General features: G+C 65.3%; 15 protein-coding genes. 7 read left to right on the top strand and 8 right to left on the bottom strand.

Going from position 1 to position 16437, the window contains the following annotated elements; genetic code table 11:
• Positions 1–38: 38 nt before the first annotated feature.
• On the bottom strand, positions 39–194 hold the full coding sequence (locus OHS03_RS10020) for a DUF6131 family protein (RefSeq protein ID WP_328662475.1): 156 nt from the start codon (positions 192–194) through the stop codon (positions 39–41).
• A 406-nt stretch (positions 195–600) separates the two neighbouring features.
• Here OHS03_RS10020 and OHS03_RS10015 point away from each other — a divergent pair, with 406 nt between their 5' ends.
• From OHS03_RS10015 to OHS03_RS10005, 3 genes are all read left to right on the top strand, one after another.
• Positions 601–1392, top strand: a complete 792-nt coding sequence (locus OHS03_RS10015) for a class I SAM-dependent methyltransferase (protein ID WP_328662474.1) — start codon at positions 601–603, stop codon at positions 1390–1392.
• A 248-nt stretch (positions 1393–1640) separates the two neighbouring features.
• Entirely contained in the window at positions 1641–2060 is a 420-nt protein-coding gene (locus OHS03_RS10010; protein ID WP_162256219.1) for a CU044_2847 family protein, read from the top strand.
• Positions 2057–3982, top strand: coding sequence for a CHAT domain-containing protein (locus OHS03_RS10005; RefSeq protein WP_328662473.1), 1926 nt, complete (start codon positions 2057–2059; stop codon positions 3980–3982). Before OHS03_RS10010 ends, OHS03_RS10005 begins: the two co-directional genes overlap by 4 nt.
• Before the next feature lie 163 nt (positions 3983–4145).
• On the opposite strand, the gene OHS03_RS10000 is transcribed toward OHS03_RS10005, so the two are convergent.
• A complete protein-coding gene (locus OHS03_RS10000) occupies positions 4146–5357 on the bottom strand; it encodes an oxygenase MpaB family protein (RefSeq protein WP_328662472.1) in 1212 nt (403 codons plus the stop codon).
• A gap of 76 nt (positions 5358–5433) precedes the next feature.
• Here OHS03_RS10000 and OHS03_RS09995 point away from each other — a divergent pair, with 76 nt between their 5' ends.
• Positions 5434–6057 carry a TetR/AcrR family transcriptional regulator gene (locus OHS03_RS09995; RefSeq protein WP_328662471.1) on the top strand — a complete coding sequence of 208 codons (624 nt, stop codon included), beginning with the start codon at positions 5434–5436 and terminating at the stop codon, positions 6055–6057.
• 546 nt (positions 6058–6603) lie between these two features.
• Positions 6604–7884: a cytochrome P450 gene (locus OHS03_RS09990; RefSeq protein ID WP_328662470.1), complete on the top strand. Its 1281-nt coding sequence runs from the start codon at positions 6604–6606 to the stop codon at positions 7882–7884.
• Positions 7885–7908: 24 nt separating this feature from the next.
• On the opposite strand, the gene OHS03_RS09985 is transcribed toward OHS03_RS09990, so the two are convergent.
• Positions 7909–8733 carry an alpha/beta fold hydrolase gene (locus OHS03_RS09985; protein ID WP_328662469.1) on the bottom strand — a complete coding sequence of 275 codons (825 nt, stop codon included), beginning with the start codon at positions 8731–8733 and terminating at the stop codon, positions 7909–7911.
• A 75-nt stretch (positions 8734–8808) separates the two neighbouring features.
• Here OHS03_RS09985 and OHS03_RS09980 point away from each other — a divergent pair, with 75 nt between their 5' ends.
• Positions 8809–9396, top strand: coding sequence for a TetR/AcrR family transcriptional regulator (locus OHS03_RS09980; RefSeq protein ID WP_328662468.1), 588 nt, complete (start codon positions 8809–8811; stop codon positions 9394–9396).
• Between the two features lie 206 nt (positions 9397–9602).
• Here the strand turns inward: OHS03_RS09980 and OHS03_RS09975 are convergent, their stop codons facing one another.
• Genes OHS03_RS09975 through OHS03_RS09960 form a run of 4 tightly spaced genes read right to left on the bottom strand, consistent with a single transcriptional unit; the run spans position 9603 to position 14254 of the window.
• Positions 9603–10673 (bottom strand): cupin domain-containing protein, encoded by a 1071-nt coding sequence (locus tag OHS03_RS09975; protein WP_328662467.1) that lies wholly within the window; start codon positions 10671–10673, stop codon positions 9603–9605.
• A gap of 48 nt (positions 10674–10721) precedes the next feature.
• Positions 10722–12095: an MFS transporter gene (locus tag OHS03_RS09970; RefSeq protein ID WP_328662466.1), complete on the bottom strand. Its 1374-nt coding sequence runs from the start codon at positions 12093–12095 to the stop codon at positions 10722–10724.
• Positions 12096–12103: 8 nt separating this feature from the next.
• The gene (locus OHS03_RS09965; RefSeq protein ID WP_328662465.1) at positions 12104–12988 is read right to left on the bottom strand and encodes a fumarylacetoacetate hydrolase family protein; all 885 of its coding nucleotides are present in this window, start codon (positions 12986–12988) and stop codon (positions 12104–12106) included.
• Positions 12989–13027: 39 nt separating this feature from the next.
• Positions 13028–14254: an FAD-dependent monooxygenase gene (locus OHS03_RS09960; protein WP_328662464.1), complete on the bottom strand. Its 1227-nt coding sequence runs from the start codon at positions 14252–14254 to the stop codon at positions 13028–13030.
• Between the two features lie 48 nt (positions 14255–14302).
• On the opposite strand from OHS03_RS09960, the gene OHS03_RS09955 reads away from it, so the two are divergent.
• Positions 14303–15100: an IclR family transcriptional regulator gene (locus tag OHS03_RS09955; protein WP_328662463.1), complete on the top strand. Its 798-nt coding sequence runs from the start codon at positions 14303–14305 to the stop codon at positions 15098–15100.
• Between the two features lie 101 nt (positions 15101–15201).
• Here OHS03_RS09955 and OHS03_RS09950 read toward each other — a convergent pair whose 3' ends face one another.
• Positions 15202–16383, bottom strand: a complete 1182-nt coding sequence (locus OHS03_RS09950) for an alpha/beta hydrolase family protein (RefSeq protein WP_328662462.1) — start codon at positions 16381–16383, stop codon at positions 15202–15204.
• Positions 16384–16437: the final 54 nt, after the last annotated feature.

Below are 16437 nucleotides of genomic sequence, written 5' to 3'. Positions count from 1 at the left end.
CCTCGTTGATCACCCTGAGGGTCGTGATCCGCGTACCGCTAGTACCAATGCTTCCGGCCGCCGACCGCGCGCCCAGTTGTACCGAGCAGGAAGAGGATCGCTCCGATAACGATAAGGACGATTCCGATCGTCCAGATAATCGAGATCCCGGTTAGGAAGCCGACTAACAACAAAATCAACCCGAGCACGATCATGGTCGTACCTCATTTCACAGAACCTGAGCGAGAACGCTGTCAGGTAACTCCATTAAACACGCATACTCCGACATTCGAAAGACGACGCCTGTGACCGACGCAGCGTCGCACGGTGGTCGGCGAACTGCTTCGAGCTCCTGTTGGGCGGAGAATCATCTCGGGCCGCCGCGCGGATGGCCAAGATCGGAGCTGGGAGTTCGACTTTGAAACGAGAACTATTCAGCGCCCGACTCGCGCGCCGAACACGCCTGCGTGGTCTCGGTGCAGCTTTCATCTGCGCCGGCGAGCGACAATACGGGTATGCCAGCTCATGAACTGAGTGTCGAAGCTGCATGGTTGACCCACCTCGCCCCGGACGACGCCCCGCCGGTCAAGCAGGATGTTCCGCCGCAGGGCGGGTCGTAAAATGGCCGACTGGGACGGCGCGGGCTACGCCCACATCAGTGGACTCCAGCGTGCGATGGCGACGGACGCTGTGGAGTCCGTCTCGCTCGCGGGTGCCGAGCACGTTCTCGACGTGGGTTGTGGCGACGGCTATGTGACTCGCCTGATCGCGGCGCGGGTGCCCGCCGGTTCTGTGCTCGGTATCGACCCGTCGCCGCGGATGATCGAGGCCGCCCGCACGGCCGACGACCAGCTCACGAACATCGCCTTCGAAGTCGGCGATGTCACGACCATGACCTTTCCTCGCGACTTCGACCTCGTTGTCTCGTTCAACGCATTGCACTGGGTGCTCGACCAGGAGACTGCCTACCGGCACATCGCCGGGGCACTCGAACCCAGCGGACGGGTGCTCGTGCAGTATGTCTGCGGCGGGCCTCGCCCGAGCATCGAGAACGTAGCGATGGCGGTTACCGGCGATGCGCGCTGGTCGACAGCGTTCGCCGGCTTCGCGCGCCCCTTCGTGCATATCGACCCCGGCACGTTGCCCTCGATCGCGGCGAGTGCCGACCTCGAGGTCACCGCGCACTCCGTAACCGACCGGGAATGGGACTTCGGCTCACGCGAGGCCTTCGCCCAGTGGTGCACGGTCGGGTTCGCGGACTGGACAGCCCGCATTCCTGCCGCTGACATCCCCGCCTTCATCGACGAGGTCGTCGACCGCTACGAAGCCGTCGTCGGCCAACCGGGACTATTCCGATTCCTGCAGTTACGGGCCGAGCTGTCGCGGCGGAACGCCTTTCTGGAATACAGGTAGACGACTACTCGATCCTTGCGTCCGCTCAGCGCGAGATGATCTTTCTACGAGGCAAAAGCGAGAGCTGGGTCAGTAGTAAAAGCGCCACTTGAATGGTCTGCCCGTTACCGACGGTGGCGAGTGCCTAGAAATCCAGATGTATGCCGCTCAGCGGCGTCTGGCTCGGTGCCCTTCGTCGGCACGACCCGCGTGACAAGTTCTGCGCCGGAGGTTCACCGATTCCGTGGTTGATCGAAGGAGCAGAAGTGATGTCGATGGTCAGTTTTCCGGTCGAAAGCGGCGGCGAGGTGCTGGTGCATGTCGACTCCCTACCCCGGTACGGCGACGTGGTGACCCGCGGTGGGCGGGACCAGATGGCAGAGGCCGTGGAGAAGGCCGAGCGTTCGCTCGGTTCCGCGCTCTCGGTGATCAGGGTCATGGCAGAGGGAGTTCTGGGTCAACTCGGTGAGCTGGCCGCGCCGCCAGCCGAGGTACGGGTCCAGTTCGGTCTGGAATTCAATGCGAAAGCGGGTGCCATCGTGGCCGAGACGGGCGCGGCCGCCCAGCTCAGCGTGGACCTCACGTGGCATCCGATTGCCCGACGTACGAACAACGTTGTCGGCGTTCGGCCGGCGAGCGAAAACCTGCCTGTCGAACGACGTGAGCCGCAGCTTGATGCGAGGGTGTGATCAGCGAAATGACATGCACGATTCAAATCAAGATCGAAGCGAACTCCGGCGGCGATCAGTACACGACGCGCGTGTTGCACTCACCTGTCGGGGCCGAACCCTCCGCGACCATGCAGCTGGATGCCCACCAGCTACTCGAGAAGCAACCCTATTTGGAGGCGGTGGTACTGGCGTCATCGGTAACCGGACGTCGGGTCGCTGACCCGGGCGAGCAGGCCCTACAGGACATCGGCGGATACTTGTTCCGGGCACTGTTCACCGGCGATGTCCTCGAGACGTATCGGGCAAGTGTCGCCGCCGCCCAGGATCACAACGAGCAACTGCGGGTGGAACTGCGCCTCGGCGCTCCCGAGCTGGCCGCCTTGCCGTGGGAAGCGTTATGGGACCAGGACACCAAGAACTACGTCTGCCTGACCGCGCCCCTGGTTCGTCATGTACCGGCGCCCTACACCTGCGAACCACTCAAAGTGACACCGCCACTGCGAATCTTGGGCCTGGTGGCCACCCCACGGGGAATGTCGTCGCTAGCCGTTTCCACTGAACAACAACGGCTGGAGAAGGCACTGGAACCGTTGACCACCCGCGGCCTGCTGCACTTCGAGTGGCTACAGGAAGCCGGTTGGGCGGGCGTACAGGAAAAACTGTTGTCCGATGAATGGCACGTCCTGCACTTCATCGGCCACGGCCATTACGACGTCACCAACGATGAAGGGTCTATCGCCTGGGTCGATTCCGATGGTGGCGCAGTTCCGATCCCCGCCACTCGCTTGGCCTGTCTGCTCAGCGAAGCAAGACCGACGCCCCGACTGGTTGTCCTCAATTCCTGCTCATCCGGTGCGGAGAGCACCAGGGATCTGTTCTCCGGCACCGCAGCAGTGCTAGCGCGAAGCGGAGTCAGCGCTGTCGCTGCCATGCAGTTCAGAATCAGCGACACGGCCGCGACCTCCTTTGCTGCCGGGTTCTATACGGCGATCGCGCGAAACCGCACTGTCGAGAACGCTGTTCGCAGCGGCCGAATTTCGATCATGGGCGCACAGGGTACCCTCGAATGGGTCACCCCCGTCCTCTACCTGCGAGGAGGAAACAGCCGACCGTTCATCCTGGAATCACAGCCGGAGAAACCGGTCAATGAGCAGCTCTACGCTGCGGCCCGCACCGCACTGGATGACCACGACTACGACACCGTCATACATAAACTCGACCAATTGCTGGTATCGGACCCCCACTACCGCGATGCCGCCGCACTGCGCCGCGCCGCCGCCGAAGAACTCGATCTCGCTCACAAATATCAGCAAGCCATCGGCGCACAAGAAGGCCGCGCCTGGAACGCCGCCGCCGATCTCTACAGTGAGATCCTCGCGACAAAACCGGATTATCGTGATGCCGCCGCCCGTCGCCGCGAATGCCTCGAACTTAAGTCACCGTCAACCAATATCCGCTGGAAGCGGGTCTTGATGATCGGAACTGGCGCGGCCGTCACCGCTCTCGCAGTAGCCGCCGCGATCTCTTTCTCGACGCGGCCCCCTCCTATCGACTGGATCGACGGGGAATGCGCGCGACTGTCCCGCTTCACCGACAAGATAGAAAAGCTCCCTTGCGACAGCACCGAAGCGGACGCGAAGATCAGCGCAATTGTCAGCGGACCGGAGAAATGCAACCCGGACGATGGAACTTCGTCAGTAACCGGCTGGGTCCTGTGCTGGGACGTCAATTGGAGACCCAACACCTGCTGGGATAGGACCGAAACTCCTGTCAAGCAGATACCGTGCACCACCAAACCCGACGATTTCCTTTTCAAGGTCGTCTCGATCAACCCAGACACAGTAGACGGAACCAAATGCGGGCCCCGCGAAGAACCCTCCATCAACGAAATCGAGAAGTTCGTGGTCTGCCTCGAACCGCTCCAAGCACTGAATCGCTGAGATTCTCGCGCGGCCTGACAGATGGTCACACTCATTGGGGCAGGCCATGGCCAACGCTATCTAGGAACTGGCCGACCAAGGCTCATCGGCGTGCAATCCGGGGCAACCACCGTTGTCTGGATCCGGCCGTGCCGTGTTCGGCCGCATTCCACCCATTGCGGCGCTAGGCCGCGTGGGTGAGTCTCGCGGCCGCCGCGCCGACGGTCGGTCCGGCGCTGACCAGCGTCGACATGAACCGATCCTGTTCTCGCGCACCACGAGTCGCCGCACGGTCGAGCCCGCCGGGCAACAGCCGGGTGACCGAGCGCGCGACGTTGACGGGGATGCGGATCGCCGGATACCACGGAACGATCGCCGTCGGCAGCCCGAGCGCACGCATCGTGTGGCGGCCGAGGAAGGTCCCTGTCACCGACAGATGCTGGGCATAGGCAAGGCGGCGCCGGATCGTGGGCAGCCGGTCATAGTTCCACGACAACGGGTCTCGTGACATCGGCACCGCGAGTTGGCGAGTCGACTCGTCGGGGTCGGCCAAGGCGGACAGCGTGTGCACCAGGACGCGCACACCGTCGCGGAAGGAGCGCGGCAGCCACTGTTCCTCGACACCGAGCAGCCAGCCGACGTAGCGGACCAAGTGCGCGACAGCGTCGGTCTCTGCGGGGATGAGCAACAGGCCCAGACCCATCCCACCGATCGCCGGTGCGATGAAGGCGCCGACGAGCGTGGCCGCCATATCCGTCTGATTAATGGGCAAGCCCCAGTCCTCGGTCCGCCAATCCGGCATGGCAGCCACGTGCCTGCGGACGAAGGCATGGATGAGTCGCACCCGGATCGTGGACTGATATCCCAGACCCAGCGGGGACAATCCGTCCTCGGACAGGACGTCCATCGCCCACTGCATCGTCTCGGCCCACCGCTGGTTGGAGCCCTTTTCCAGTGCTCCTGTACGCAACAGGGTCTTGTTGAAGCCGGAGAACTGGTAGCCGCCGAGCATGGCGACGTCGCGTGCGATGTACATGCCGTCGGACCCGCCGGTGCGCAGGACCTTGGCCCCGCGCACGAGTTTGTCGTGATCGACCCACGCCGGAACAGTCTCGACCGCGGCGAAGAACTCGCGCAGCGCATCCGGCGCATTCGGCACCGCGCCGATGCCGTCGGTGAGCGCTCGATCGAACAGCGGACGCATCTGCTTCGAGCCCGTGGCGACCATCCAGTCCACCAGCCGATCCATCGCGTCGTCACCGACGAGCAGGCCCTCGCCGAGACGCTGCCATTGCTTCGAGTCGGGGCTGTGCACCCCCAGCATCGCCGCGAAGCCGCCGACGACGGCGGGAACGTGGTGGGGACGATCGGGGTGACGGGTGGGAACGGTGGTCATCGACACTCCTCGTTGAGCGACAATTTTTTGGATAACGACTGATATCCAAAGTATGTCGGCTGCTAAAGTCCTGTCAATGGCGCGTGCAGAGGTGGTCCAGCCCTACCGGGGAATCAGCGCGGCGAATCGACGAGACGAACGCCGCGACAAACTCCTCGCCGCGGGTCGCCAGATCTGGGGCGAGGCAGGCCCGAGCGAAGTCACCGTGCGCCGCGTGTGCGCCGCGTCGGGGTTGACGCCGCGCTACTTCTACGAAGATTTCGCCACCCGCGACGCACTGGTCCTCGCCGTCGCCGAGCAGGTGCACGAAGAGCTGTTCACCACCCTCGTCGAGGCGAGCCAGGCCGAGCCGGGCACCCTGAAACGCAAACTCCTGCGAGCACTGACGACCTACCTCGACACGATCGCCGAGGACCCCAGCATCCACCGCATCCTCACCAGCGATACCCACAGCGTCGCGGGGCTCGAAGAGTTGCGCTCCCGCGCCGTCGGCATCGTGACCGACCTCGTGATGCAGTACAGCGCGGAATTCCTCGACACCCCCGCGAATCCGGAGATCCGGCGCCAGGAAGCACTTTTCGTCGTCGGCGGGATCAACCAGCTCGTGGCGACCTGGCTGGGCGACCCCGGTCAGCCGACCACCGAAGTAGCTGCCCTGTGCACCGAACTCGCGCTCGCCGTGGTGAACCGAGCGCCCTGACAGTCGGTGCGGTCGAACAGCTCGTTCACCCTGACGACCGAGTCGGGACTGAGCGGCCGAATCAGTAGACAGCAGATCAGTATTCGTTCACGGTCCATGTCACCGCACGGAATTCGGGGTGTTTCGGGTCATCGGTGACGGTAACCGTCGCGCGCGCCAGGTCGATCTTCATGCCATCGGCCACGAACTGCCGACCGTTCGGCGCCCTGATATCGGGCGAACGAATCGCGGTAGCCGTACGTATCGGTGGCGTCGGGCAACGTGCCATCGGTCTGCAGCGGTCGGGCCGTCGGGCTGGTGCGCGACGCTGACGGGCTCGGCGGCATTCTCACCGGCACACGCCACCATCGAACAGATCAACGCGACCCCCGCCAGCACCGGAAAGCCATTTCGTGCTGAAATCATCTACGGATGACTCACAATTCAGACAGAACTCCATTCCCGCCGCGCTGCCCGCGAGGTAGCGAACACGTGGATTCCAGATCGACGCCCGGCCCGAGTAACCGGGGTTACCGTGGAGTGAGCGTCTAGGAGAGGACCGTCGCCATGTACCCGCCCGGCCCCCGACTACCCGCGATCGCGCAGACGATCCGGTATGTGCAAGCGCGGGAGCGGTTCTTGACCGCCACCGCTCGCCGTTACGGCGACACCTTCACCCTGCGCATGGTGCCGCCGTACGCCCGGCATATGGTCGTGTTCACCCGCCCCGAACATGTCCGCGAGATCTTCGCCGCCTCCCCCACCGACCTGCACGCCGGCGAGAGCAACGGCATTCTGCGTCCGCTGCTCGGCGATCATTCGGTGCTCATCACCGACGAAGCCGAGCACGCTCGCGCCCGCCGACTGCTGATGCCCGCCTTCACCGGGCCCGCCCTGACCGGTTATCGCAAGATGATCGAGCAGATCGCCGCCACCCACGTGGAGACCTGGCAGTCCGGGTCGACCGTCCGCAGCTTGGACGCGATGACCGGGATCACCCTCGATGTCATCGGCGAGGTGGTGCTCGGTGTCGCCGATCCGCGCCGTCGCGACCTACTCGGTCCACCCATGCGCCGCATCACCGACATCGCCCCGCTCACCCTGCTCGGTTCCCGCTACCCAGCCCTACAAACCCGCGGACCATGGAAGCGGTTTCATCACGACCGGGCCAGTCTGGACGTCCACCTCTACGCCGAGATCGAGCAGCGACGTACATGCAGCGACGCCCCGGGCGCTGATGTGCTGTCGCGACTGATGGCAGCGGGCAGCGGCAACGACACCCCGCTCACCTCAGACGAACTCCGCGATCAGTTGGTCACCCTGCTCGCCGCCGGGCACGAGACGACCTCGGCCGCACTGTCCTGGGCGCTACGCGAACTGGCCGCCGACCCCGCCCAGCAGGACCTCGCCCGTCGAGCCGCGCTCGACGGCGACACCGTTTACCTCGAAGCGGTGATGAAGGAAGCACTGCGCTACCACTGGGTCATCGGAGGTGTCGTGCGAAAGCTCACCCGCGACATGATGATCGGCGGCCACGACCTGCCCGCTGAAACCGTCGTCGCGACCTCGATCCTGCTCGCACACAAGCGGCCCGAAGCCTTCCCGGACGCGGTATTCCGGCCCGGCCGCTTCCTCGACGGCAGCGTGGCGCCGAATACCTGGCTGCCGTTCGGCGGTGGGGTGCGCCGGTGCATCGGAGCGGGTTTCGCGCTGATGGAGGGTGCGGCGGTGCTCCAAGAGATCCTGCGCCGCCACGCCTTGTCCCTGCCCGCGACCGCGACGACGCGGGGCCGGGTCCGCAACATCACGCATGTGCCATCCGACGGGGCACCGATTCTGGTCAACTGAACAGCGCACCACCGACGAGGCCAATCATCCTACGAACTCCTGCAATGCCTCTGCCATGGCTCGCGGCTGGTCTTCCGGAATGAGAGTCCACGAATCATCGATGATCAGCTTGGCCGCGTCAGGGAACAGCGCAACCAAACGATCCGCATGCTCGAGCGGCATCATCCGATCTTCGCGTGCCCACACCACGAGTACCGGACTCGTGAATGTCCGTAGTTGATCGGATAATTCGAGCAGTCGGCGTCGAGAGGGCGCCCCGGTGGCGAATTTGACCAGATCGCGGCGGATCGCGGCGTTCTCGACGGCGGGGCGAAACCATTCGTCGTACAGCGAGTCCGGTAGCCCCGTCTTACTCAGCGCACCGTACGCGCGGCGACTGCGCCGAAAGAACTTCGTCCCGAACATCCTGCTCAGCAGCCATCCCCCACCCGGCAGGCGGCACAGCAGGGCTGCGGGGCGCGCCGGCTTGGGCGGATAGTTGTCGAACGCGGTGCACGAAGCAAGCACCAGCCTTCCCACCCGCTGATCACGACCCTCGGAGATCATGAACTGCCCACCGCCCCAATCGTTGAGGACCAACGTCACTGCCTCTAGTCCTAGGACATCGAGGAAGTCCGCGAGGATGCGAGCCACTCCCTGCTCGGTCAGGTCCACGTCGGGATGCATCGGCTCGACGTGCGCGCCCAGGGGCAACGTCGGTGTGATGCAACGGTATTCGGGCAGCAACGGAATGACTTTGCGCCATTGCCGACCGTCCATGAGCAGGCCGTGGCCGAACACGAGGACGGGTCCGTCTCCACCGGTGTCCTCGTAGGCGATGGGCCCCGCCGGTACCTGCACTGTAGGCATCCCGCACCTCCTAGATAGATCGTTCTACTGGCCCACGATATGCTGTCGCATACCACCGCGCAAGGAGTGATCGCCATGGCAGATCTCGGCACACGTGAACGGATACTCGAGGCGACAGCGGAGCTGTATCGCCGCCAAGGCATGTCCGCTACCGGCCTCAAACAGATCTCCAGCACAGCGCAGGCACCGTTCGGCTCGATCTACCACCACTTCCCCGGCGGCAAAGAATCGATCAGCGTGGAAGTCATTCGGCGCGAAGGAGTCCGTTACGGCGCTTTCGTCGGCACGCAGCTGGCCGACGCCGATCCCGCAACCGCAATACCGCAACTATTCGAGAACGCCGGCAGACTCATGGAATCTCAGGATTACAGCGAGGCATGTTCGATCGAGACCATCGCACTGGAAGTGGCGAGCACCAACGAACGGCTCAGAAGCGAGGCTGCGGAGGTCTTTCAGGACTGGCTGACTCGACTCGCGCAATGGTTCGGACAACTCGACATCACCGAGCAACAGAGTCGTGCTCTGGCGATATCGACTCTGACCGCCCTCGAGGGAGCGTTCGTGCTGTGTCGCACACTGCGCTCGATCGAACCCATCATCCTTGCCGGGCAGGGAGTCCAGTCCGCGGTGACCGCCGCCCTCGTACCAGCACAGACGCCGTGATGCTCTCCATTCGGACGCGGGCGGGAACCTCCATATCACTCGGGCGCTGCGCGCATCCGTTGTTGTCCCGCGCGCGACGATCCGGATGAATCTCGATGTTGCTTCGCGTCGAATTGCGAGAACAGCGCCCGCCGCCGACATGCTCAATCGAGCTGTCGGCCGACGCCTGCACCTGGGCCATCGTGGTTGCCGAACAGCCGCTTTCATTACTTGGCCGGGTCGTGGTATCCCAGCTTCTCGACAACAGGAGCATCGGAGAACCGGAACAGGTCGAGCTCGGTCTCCGCTTCCAGGGACCACTGCACCCAGGACGGCACGACGAACAGATCGCCGGTGGTCAGTGCCCGGCGCTGGTCGCCGAGCCGGACATGACCTGTGCCGTCGAAAACTTGCCAGATGGACGAGCCCACCTCGCGCCGAGACGCGGTGGTCGTGCCCGCCCGCAAGCGGTGGAATTCGCAGCGGATAGTCGGGAGCACATCGCCGCCGTTGGTCGGGTTCGTGTATTTGATCGCCGCGTGACCCGGCTCGACGGTAGCCGGATGTCCTTCCTGCTCCAGCAGCAATTGCTCACGCAGAGCCCGGTCGGTGTACTCCCAGCGGTACGCCGCGATCGGCGTGGATCGCCGTGATGCATCCGCCGAGAGCGGAGTGAGGCCCGGATGACTCCACAACCGCTCCGATCGCGATATCGGTGGGGTCGATGCGTCGGTCACCACTTCGGACCCGAACTCGAAGAAGCCGAGATCGAGGTCGTGCGCGAGTGGCACGTCGAGTCCATCGATCCATGCCATCGGCTGATCGGTCTCGTTGTGATGCCCGTGGAAACACCAGCCGGGCGTCATCAACAGATCGCCGCGGCGCATAGCCACCGGGTCCCCGTCGACGACGGTCCACACACCTTCGCCCTCGATCACGAAGCGAAACGCGTTCTGGGCGTGGCGGTGTTCCGGTGCGACTTCGCGCGGGCCGAGCCACTGGATCGCGCACCACAGGGTCGGCGTGGCATACGGGGTGGGGGCGAGACCGGGGTTCGCCAGGCCGATCGCTCGACGTTCACCGCCGCGGCCGACAGGGACGAGCTCACCGGAGCGGCGTGCGATGTCGAGCAGCTCCGACCACTGCCACAGGTGCGCGACCGCGGCGGGGGCAGGACTTTCCGGCATGAGGTTGCCGGTTTGGGTCCACAGCGGGGCGGTGGAGTTGCGGGCGAAGTCGGCGTAGAGACGGTCGAGTTCGGGGCTGGATTCGGGTTCTGTGATGTTGTTGCTGGTCATGATGATTCCCTCGGAGAGCGGGGCGGCTCGGGGACCGCCGGTCGGAGTTCAGTGCGCCAGTGACGGCGCGGCATCGGTCGCCCCCGGCTCGGTGCGGCTGTCGGTCAGGACAGCGCGCCGGGAACGCAGCGCGAAGATCGCCAGCGCACCCGCGATCAGGGGCAGGCAGAACAGGAAGTAGAGGTTCTTCGGCGCCCAGTCGAGGTCGATGAGCCTGCCGGCGATGATGGGCGAGAAGATCGCGCCGACTCGTCCCATACCGATGACCAGCCCGACCGCGGTCGCCCGCGCCGAGGAGTCGTAGTACATCGGGGCGATGGAGAACATGCCGGCCATCACGGCGCTGGTGGTCATCCCGAGGAGCACGGCCGCGACCAGGGCCGTGTGCAGCGTTCCCATCGACAGCGCGTAGAGCGCGAAGGCGGCCGCGGCGACACCGAACAGTGCGGTGAGTGTGGGACGCACGCCGAATCGCATGGCCAGCGGCCCGAACACCAGGGCCCCGACAATTCCGCCCGCGCTGAAACACACACCGGCTTGCACGCCGTCGGCGGAGGTGAACCCGCTGCTGGTGACCAGTTTCGGCGTCCAGGAGTTGGCGAAATAGAACCCGGCCATCAACACGAAGAAGCTGAATCCGAGCAGCGATGTCGTGAGCAGGTTCGGGCCGGTGGTGATGTCGCGCCAGTGCCCGATGATGTCGTTGTTGCGGGTCGCAGCCGAGGGCATCTCGGTCAGGGCCGGTTGGCGCAGCCGGGTCAGGATGGCGTTGGTGCGTGTCAGGGCATTGCGTGGGCGCCGGTTGATCAAGAAGTCGACCGATTCCGGCAGGATCGCCGCGGCGAGCAGTGCGACGCACAGTGTTACCACGGCGCCGAAGGCGAAGACCGCACGCCAATCGAATTGTGCGAGCAGGATACCGGCGATGATGCCGCCGAGTGTGCCGCCGATCGGCTGACCGGCGGTGTAGACGCTGATCGCGGTCGAGCGGTGCCGGGCCGAGGAGTACTCGGCCACCATGACATTCAGGCAGGCCTGCAGGGTGCCGACAGCGATGCCGGTGACGATCCGCACCGCTAGCAGCATGGTGAACCCGGTGGCCATCGCCGACAACCCCATGCCGAGCGCGACGATCAGCGCGGCGACGACGATGGTGCGCCGGCGCCCGACGATGTCGGCCACCTGGGCGACGACGATCGATCCGGCGGCCATGCCGAACAGCGCCGAGCTGAGCAGGATGCCGAGTTGCGACCCGCTCAGTGACCATTCGTCGGAGATATGTGAGGCGCTGAATGCCAGCGCGAGCACATCGAATCCGTCGAGCATGTTCAACAGCACGCAGATCGTCACCACCGCGTATTGCAGTGGTTGCATGGGCGCGGATTCGATGCGGGCCTTGATGTTGTGAGCTGCGATTTCCATTGCGTCGCTCACTTACTCGCGAAACGGGCGTCGAGCTGGGCGCCCGGCCGATCGGCATAGGCGATGGCGGTTTCGGCGGTGACGCCGACCTCGAGCACACCGATCCGGTCGATCTCGAGCCGGATCGAGGTGCCGTCGTCGAGCGCGCCGACCCCGGCGGGCGTCCCGGTGGCGATGACGTCGCCGGGGTGCAGGGTCATCACCGAGCTCGCATAGGAGACGAGTTCGGCGACCGAGAAGATCAGCTCGCAGGTGTTGGTCCGCTGGCGCAGCTCCCCACCCACCCAGCAGCTCAGCGCCAAGGTGTCGGGGTCGCCGACTTCGTCAGCAGTGACGATCCACGGTCCCAGCGGGGTGAAGGTGTCGAAAGACTTGCGGGTCGAGCGGTCTTCGGTGGAGCGGACGCTGATGTCGAGCAGGCAGGTGTAGCCGACGACGTAGTCGAGAGCTTCCTGCACTCGCACGTTCCGGGCGGTACGGCCGACCACAATGGCCAGTTCACCTTCCTGGTCGGTGCGTTTGTCGAGGTAGGGCAGCTCGACGGTCTCCCCCGGCCCGATCACCGAGGTGTTGGCCTTGAGGAACACGCCGTACTCGGCGATCGTCTTCTGCTCGTGCATCTCGACCTTGTGGTCGAGGTAGTTCACCGGGGCGGCGACGATCTTGCCCGGCCGCGACAGCGGCGCGCGCAGCGCGACCGAGCCGAGGCGATGGCGCGGGCACTGCGAGAGATCCAGTGCGCGCAGGTCGGCGACGAGGCCGCCGCGTTCCAGCCACGGCAGCCACGGGCCGCCGTAGGGGCCCGCCGAGATGGGGAGCAGATCGGTGATGTCGTAGACGTCGGTGTCGGTGGCAATCGCGGCACGGTCGCCGTCGAGAACTGCGAGTCGCATGGTCGGAATCGTCTTTCGGTGGAAGGAATCGGGGTGGGATCAGGCGACGGCGAGGCGGGCCTGGCGCAGCAGATCGAAGACCGGGCCCCGGTAGAGCCAGTCGGCGTGGCCGTAGAGGTCCTCGGCGCCGAGGGTGGCGAGCAGTTCGTTGCGCACCACGCGGTGGACACCGCCCGCGTGGCAGATGTCGCCGAACATGCGTGCTCTGGTCTGCACTTCGGCGGTGCGCGGGATACGGGAGTCACTGAACCGGCGGATCACCGCCGGCCAGTCGGTGTCCTGGGCGTCGGCGGCGACCAGGAACTCGAGCGTTTTGGCGTCTTCGAGTGCCTGGCAGCAGCCCTGGGCCAGGTATTGCAGCATGGGGTGTGCCGCGTCGCCGGTCAGCACGAGCCTGCCCTCGCCCCAGGTGTCGGCGGGCATCCGGTCGTAGAGCGGCCACCGGCGCTGCTTGCCGATGTGGGTGATCGCGTCGCGCACCTGCGGATGGCAGTCGGCGAAGGCGGCCTCGAGCTCGGCGGTGCCACCGAATTCCTCGTCGCCGCGCACGAAGGAGGGCGACTCGAACACCGCGACCTGATTGAGCACTTCGCCGGCGCGCAGCCGGTACTGGACCAGGTGGCTGCCAGGCCCGACCCACACGACGACATCGTCGAGTTCGCGGTCCTGTCTCGACACGTCGGTGATCGGGACCGTCCCGCGGTAGGCGACGTACCCGGACGCGACGAGGTCGTCACCGACGATCGTGTGGCGCAGCACGGAATGGAGTCCGTCGGCGGCGATGGTGGCTTCGGCGGTGAAGCTGCGATCATCTTCGGCGACGACGAGGGTGCCGTCGCCGGTGTCTTCGACCCGTTCCACGCGGACGCCGGTGCGCAGGTCGGCCCCGGCCTCGCGGCATGCCTCGAGCAGGATCGCGTGCAGGTCCGTGCGGTGGATGACCACGTAGGGGCCACCGAACCGTGTGCGGAATTCGCCCGTCAGCGGCAGGCGTCCGATTTCCTCCGCGGAGATCGCGTCCCGCATGACGATATTGTTCGGGAGCACACCGACCGCGCACACCCGCTCGAGCAAGCCCCACGAATCCAGGATGCGGGTGGCATTCGGGCCGAGCTGCAGGCCCGCACCGATTTCCCCGAACTCGTGAGCTTGTTCCAGTACAACGGCCTGTTTCCCGGCTTTGATCAGCCCGAGCGCGGTGGCCAGACCGCCGATGCCGCCACCTACCACGATGGTAGGTGCGTAATCTGAGTCACAATTCTGCATGGAGCGAAACTAAGTCCGTGGGCTTTCACGAGGGAATATAATTCCGCTATGCGGAACACTCCCCTGCCCGAGCGACCGACGAGCGCGGTCGGCTCCCTCGACCGTGGGTTGCGGTTGCTGCAACTGCTGCGCGACTACGGCAGCCTGCGTGTGATGGACGCCGCCACCCACCTCGACATCTCGCGGTCGAGCGCACACCGGTTGCTTCAGACGCTGACTTACCGTGGCTTCGCGGTGCAGAACGACAACCACGTCTACCTGCCCGGTCCCTCACTGGACGCGGCCCCGGCCAGACTGGCGTGGACCAAAGCGTTTCGCGCGCTGTGCCAGCCGCATCTCGAGGTGTTGTCGCGGCGCAGCGGCGAATCGGCGAACTTGATGATCCGGGTGCGCGAAAGCGTGCGGTTCCTCGGCACCGTGCGCGCGCAATCGGTGTATGCGACCAACGACCGCGATGGCGTGGTGATGCCTGCGCACCAGGCCTCCGGAGGCAAGGCGCTACTGGCCGCCCTGCCCTTCGACGAGGTGGAACGGCTGTACCGGCTCGCCCGCGCGGGCGGCGAGCCGCTGCTCGGCACCGGCGAATTCCATTCCCTGACAACGGATTTGGACACCACGCGGCGCCGCGGGTTCGCGATCAACTACGAAGGCACCGAACGTGGAGTGGCCGCGGTGGGCGTGGCGATCACCGACCGGGACGGTCAGGCCATCGGCGCGGTGTCGCTGTCGTGCCACGCCGAGCGCTTCGCACAATTGGTCGACAAGACGCTGGTCCCACTCGTGCTGGACGCCAGGACCCAGATCGAGAAGGACTTGGCCATCATCGATCTGGGTGCAGGCAGGTAGACGAGCCGCCGCTATCTGATTGCCCTGCGAGATAGTGCGAACGCGACGGACGGCGATGTCGGGGGCGGCCGGCAGCGCACCGGCCGACATCGCCGCGGCCTTCAGCCGACGACGGTTGCCGTCTGCTGTTCTGCCCCCAGTTCGGCGAAGGTTTCGGTGACCCAGTCGGCGATATAGGTACTGACCAGGGGGAAGTTGTCCAGCCCGATGTGTTCCGCGCCGCCCTCGCGAGCGGTGAAAACACGCAGGTGTCGTTTCGGGCTGGCCGTTGCCTGCTCGTAGGAGCGGTGGGCGTATTCGAGCGGGATCTGCCGGTCGTTCTCGCCGTGCACGATGAGGAAAGGCACGCTGATCTGCTCGACGACGCCGTCGAGGTTGACGCCGTCGGCGTTGTTCAGGAAGGTGTCGAGGTCGTTCTCACCCCAGACCCACATCACGTGGTTCCAGTAGTGCGGCACGGGCCGTTCGCCTTCGCGTTCGATTCGGCGACGCTGCACCTTGCCCCAGTCGTGGTTGGCGCCCCATGCCACACACAGCGCCAGCCGCTTCTCGAAGGCCGCCGCACGGGGGGCGTAATAGCCGCCCAGCGACCAGCCGACCAACCCGATGCGTGTGGTGTCGATGCCGTCGAGGGTCTCGAGGTAGTCGACACAGGCGGCCGCCCATTCCTCGGTCTCGATCTGGGCGGTGAGTCCTTGCAGGCGCAGTGCCTCGCCGCTGCCGGGGCAGTCGACCATGAGGGTGGCGATCCCCCGCTCGGCGAGCTCGTGGGCGAACCCGGACAGATACATGTGTTCTTTGGTGCTGTCCAGGCCGTTCCACACGATCATGCAGGGCACCGGGCCTGCCACGTCGGGCCGGGTGAAGTAGGCCGGAAGTGTGGTGTCGCGGAAGGGAATCGAGACGCGCACGGTGTTCGGATCGACCAGGTCGAAGGACTGCTGCATCAATTCCAGCACCCGGCGATAGATCGCGTTGCGATCGGGCGTCTGCGGGCTCTGCATCCGCTCGGCGTGGATCAGGTAGTTCGCGGCACGTGCGTAGGCGTGGCCCGCCGACCGGGTGCGTCCGACCGCACGGTCACGTCCCGCGGCCTCGACCAGGTCGTCGACGACCGCTGTCCAGGACGCCAGGAATTCCTCGGTGCCCGCGTCCTCACCGCGGGTGGCCGCTTCCCGAATGGGACGGCAGGCCCGATCGACCTCGTCGATGTAGCCGCCGCTGTTCAGCGCCGCGACCACACCGAGGTTCCACACATAGTTTCCGGGAAAGTATTCGAACATCAGGGTTTTCCTCTCATTGACAAGTTTTCGAGACGCGACGAGATCCGCGCTCGA

The sequence above is a fragment of the Nocardia salmonicida genome (genome assembly GCF_036142455.1).
Taxonomy (GTDB): Bacteria; Actinomycetota; Actinomycetes; order Mycobacteriales; family Mycobacteriaceae; genus Nocardia; species Nocardia salmonicida.
Note: the sequence above shows the minus strand (reverse complement) of the source record. Positions and strands in the feature narration are given on the sequence as shown.

Excerpts from the sequence above, each read along its gene's own strand:
- OHS03_RS10020 (WP_328662475.1), bottom strand. The coding sequence starts at position 194 with ATGATCGTGCTCGGGTTGATTTTGTTGTTAGTCGGCTTCCTAACCGGG.
- OHS03_RS10015 (WP_328662474.1), top strand. The coding sequence starts at position 601 with ATGGCCGACTGGGACGGCGCGGGCTACGCCCACATCAGTGGACTCCAG.
- OHS03_RS10010 (WP_162256219.1), top strand. The coding sequence starts at position 1,641 with ATGTCGATGGTCAGTTTTCCGGTCGAAAGCGGCGGCGAGGTGCTGGTG.
- OHS03_RS10000 (WP_328662472.1), bottom strand. The coding sequence starts at position 5,357 with ATGACCACCGTTCCCACCCGTCACCCCGATCGTCCCCACCACGTTCCC.
- OHS03_RS09995 (WP_328662471.1), top strand. The coding sequence starts at position 5,434 with ATGGCGCGTGCAGAGGTGGTCCAGCCCTACCGGGGAATCAGCGCGGCG.
- OHS03_RS09990 (WP_328662470.1), top strand. The coding sequence starts at position 6,604 with ATGTACCCGCCCGGCCCCCGACTACCCGCGATCGCGCAGACGATCCGG.
- OHS03_RS09985 (WP_328662469.1), bottom strand. The coding sequence starts at position 8,733 with ATGCCTACAGTGCAGGTACCGGCGGGGCCCATCGCCTACGAGGACACC.
- OHS03_RS09980 (WP_328662468.1), top strand. The coding sequence starts at position 8,809 with ATGGCAGATCTCGGCACACGTGAACGGATACTCGAGGCGACAGCGGAG.
- OHS03_RS09975 (WP_328662467.1), bottom strand. The coding sequence starts at position 10,673 with ATGACCAGCAACAACATCACAGAACCCGAATCCAGCCCCGAACTCGAC.
- OHS03_RS09970 (WP_328662466.1), bottom strand. The coding sequence starts at position 12,095 with ATGGAAATCGCAGCTCACAACATCAAGGCCCGCATCGAATCCGCGCCC.
- OHS03_RS09965 (WP_328662465.1), bottom strand. The coding sequence starts at position 12,988 with ATGCGACTCGCAGTTCTCGACGGCGACCGTGCCGCGATTGCCACCGAC.
- OHS03_RS09960 (WP_328662464.1), bottom strand. The coding sequence starts at position 14,254 with ATGCAGAATTGTGACTCAGATTACGCACCTACCATCGTGGTAGGTGGC.
- OHS03_RS09955 (WP_328662463.1), top strand. The coding sequence starts at position 14,303 with ATGCGGAACACTCCCCTGCCCGAGCGACCGACGAGCGCGGTCGGCTCC.
- OHS03_RS09950 (WP_328662462.1), bottom strand. The coding sequence starts at position 16,383 with ATGTTCGAATACTTTCCCGGAAACTATGTGTGGAACCTCGGTGTGGTC.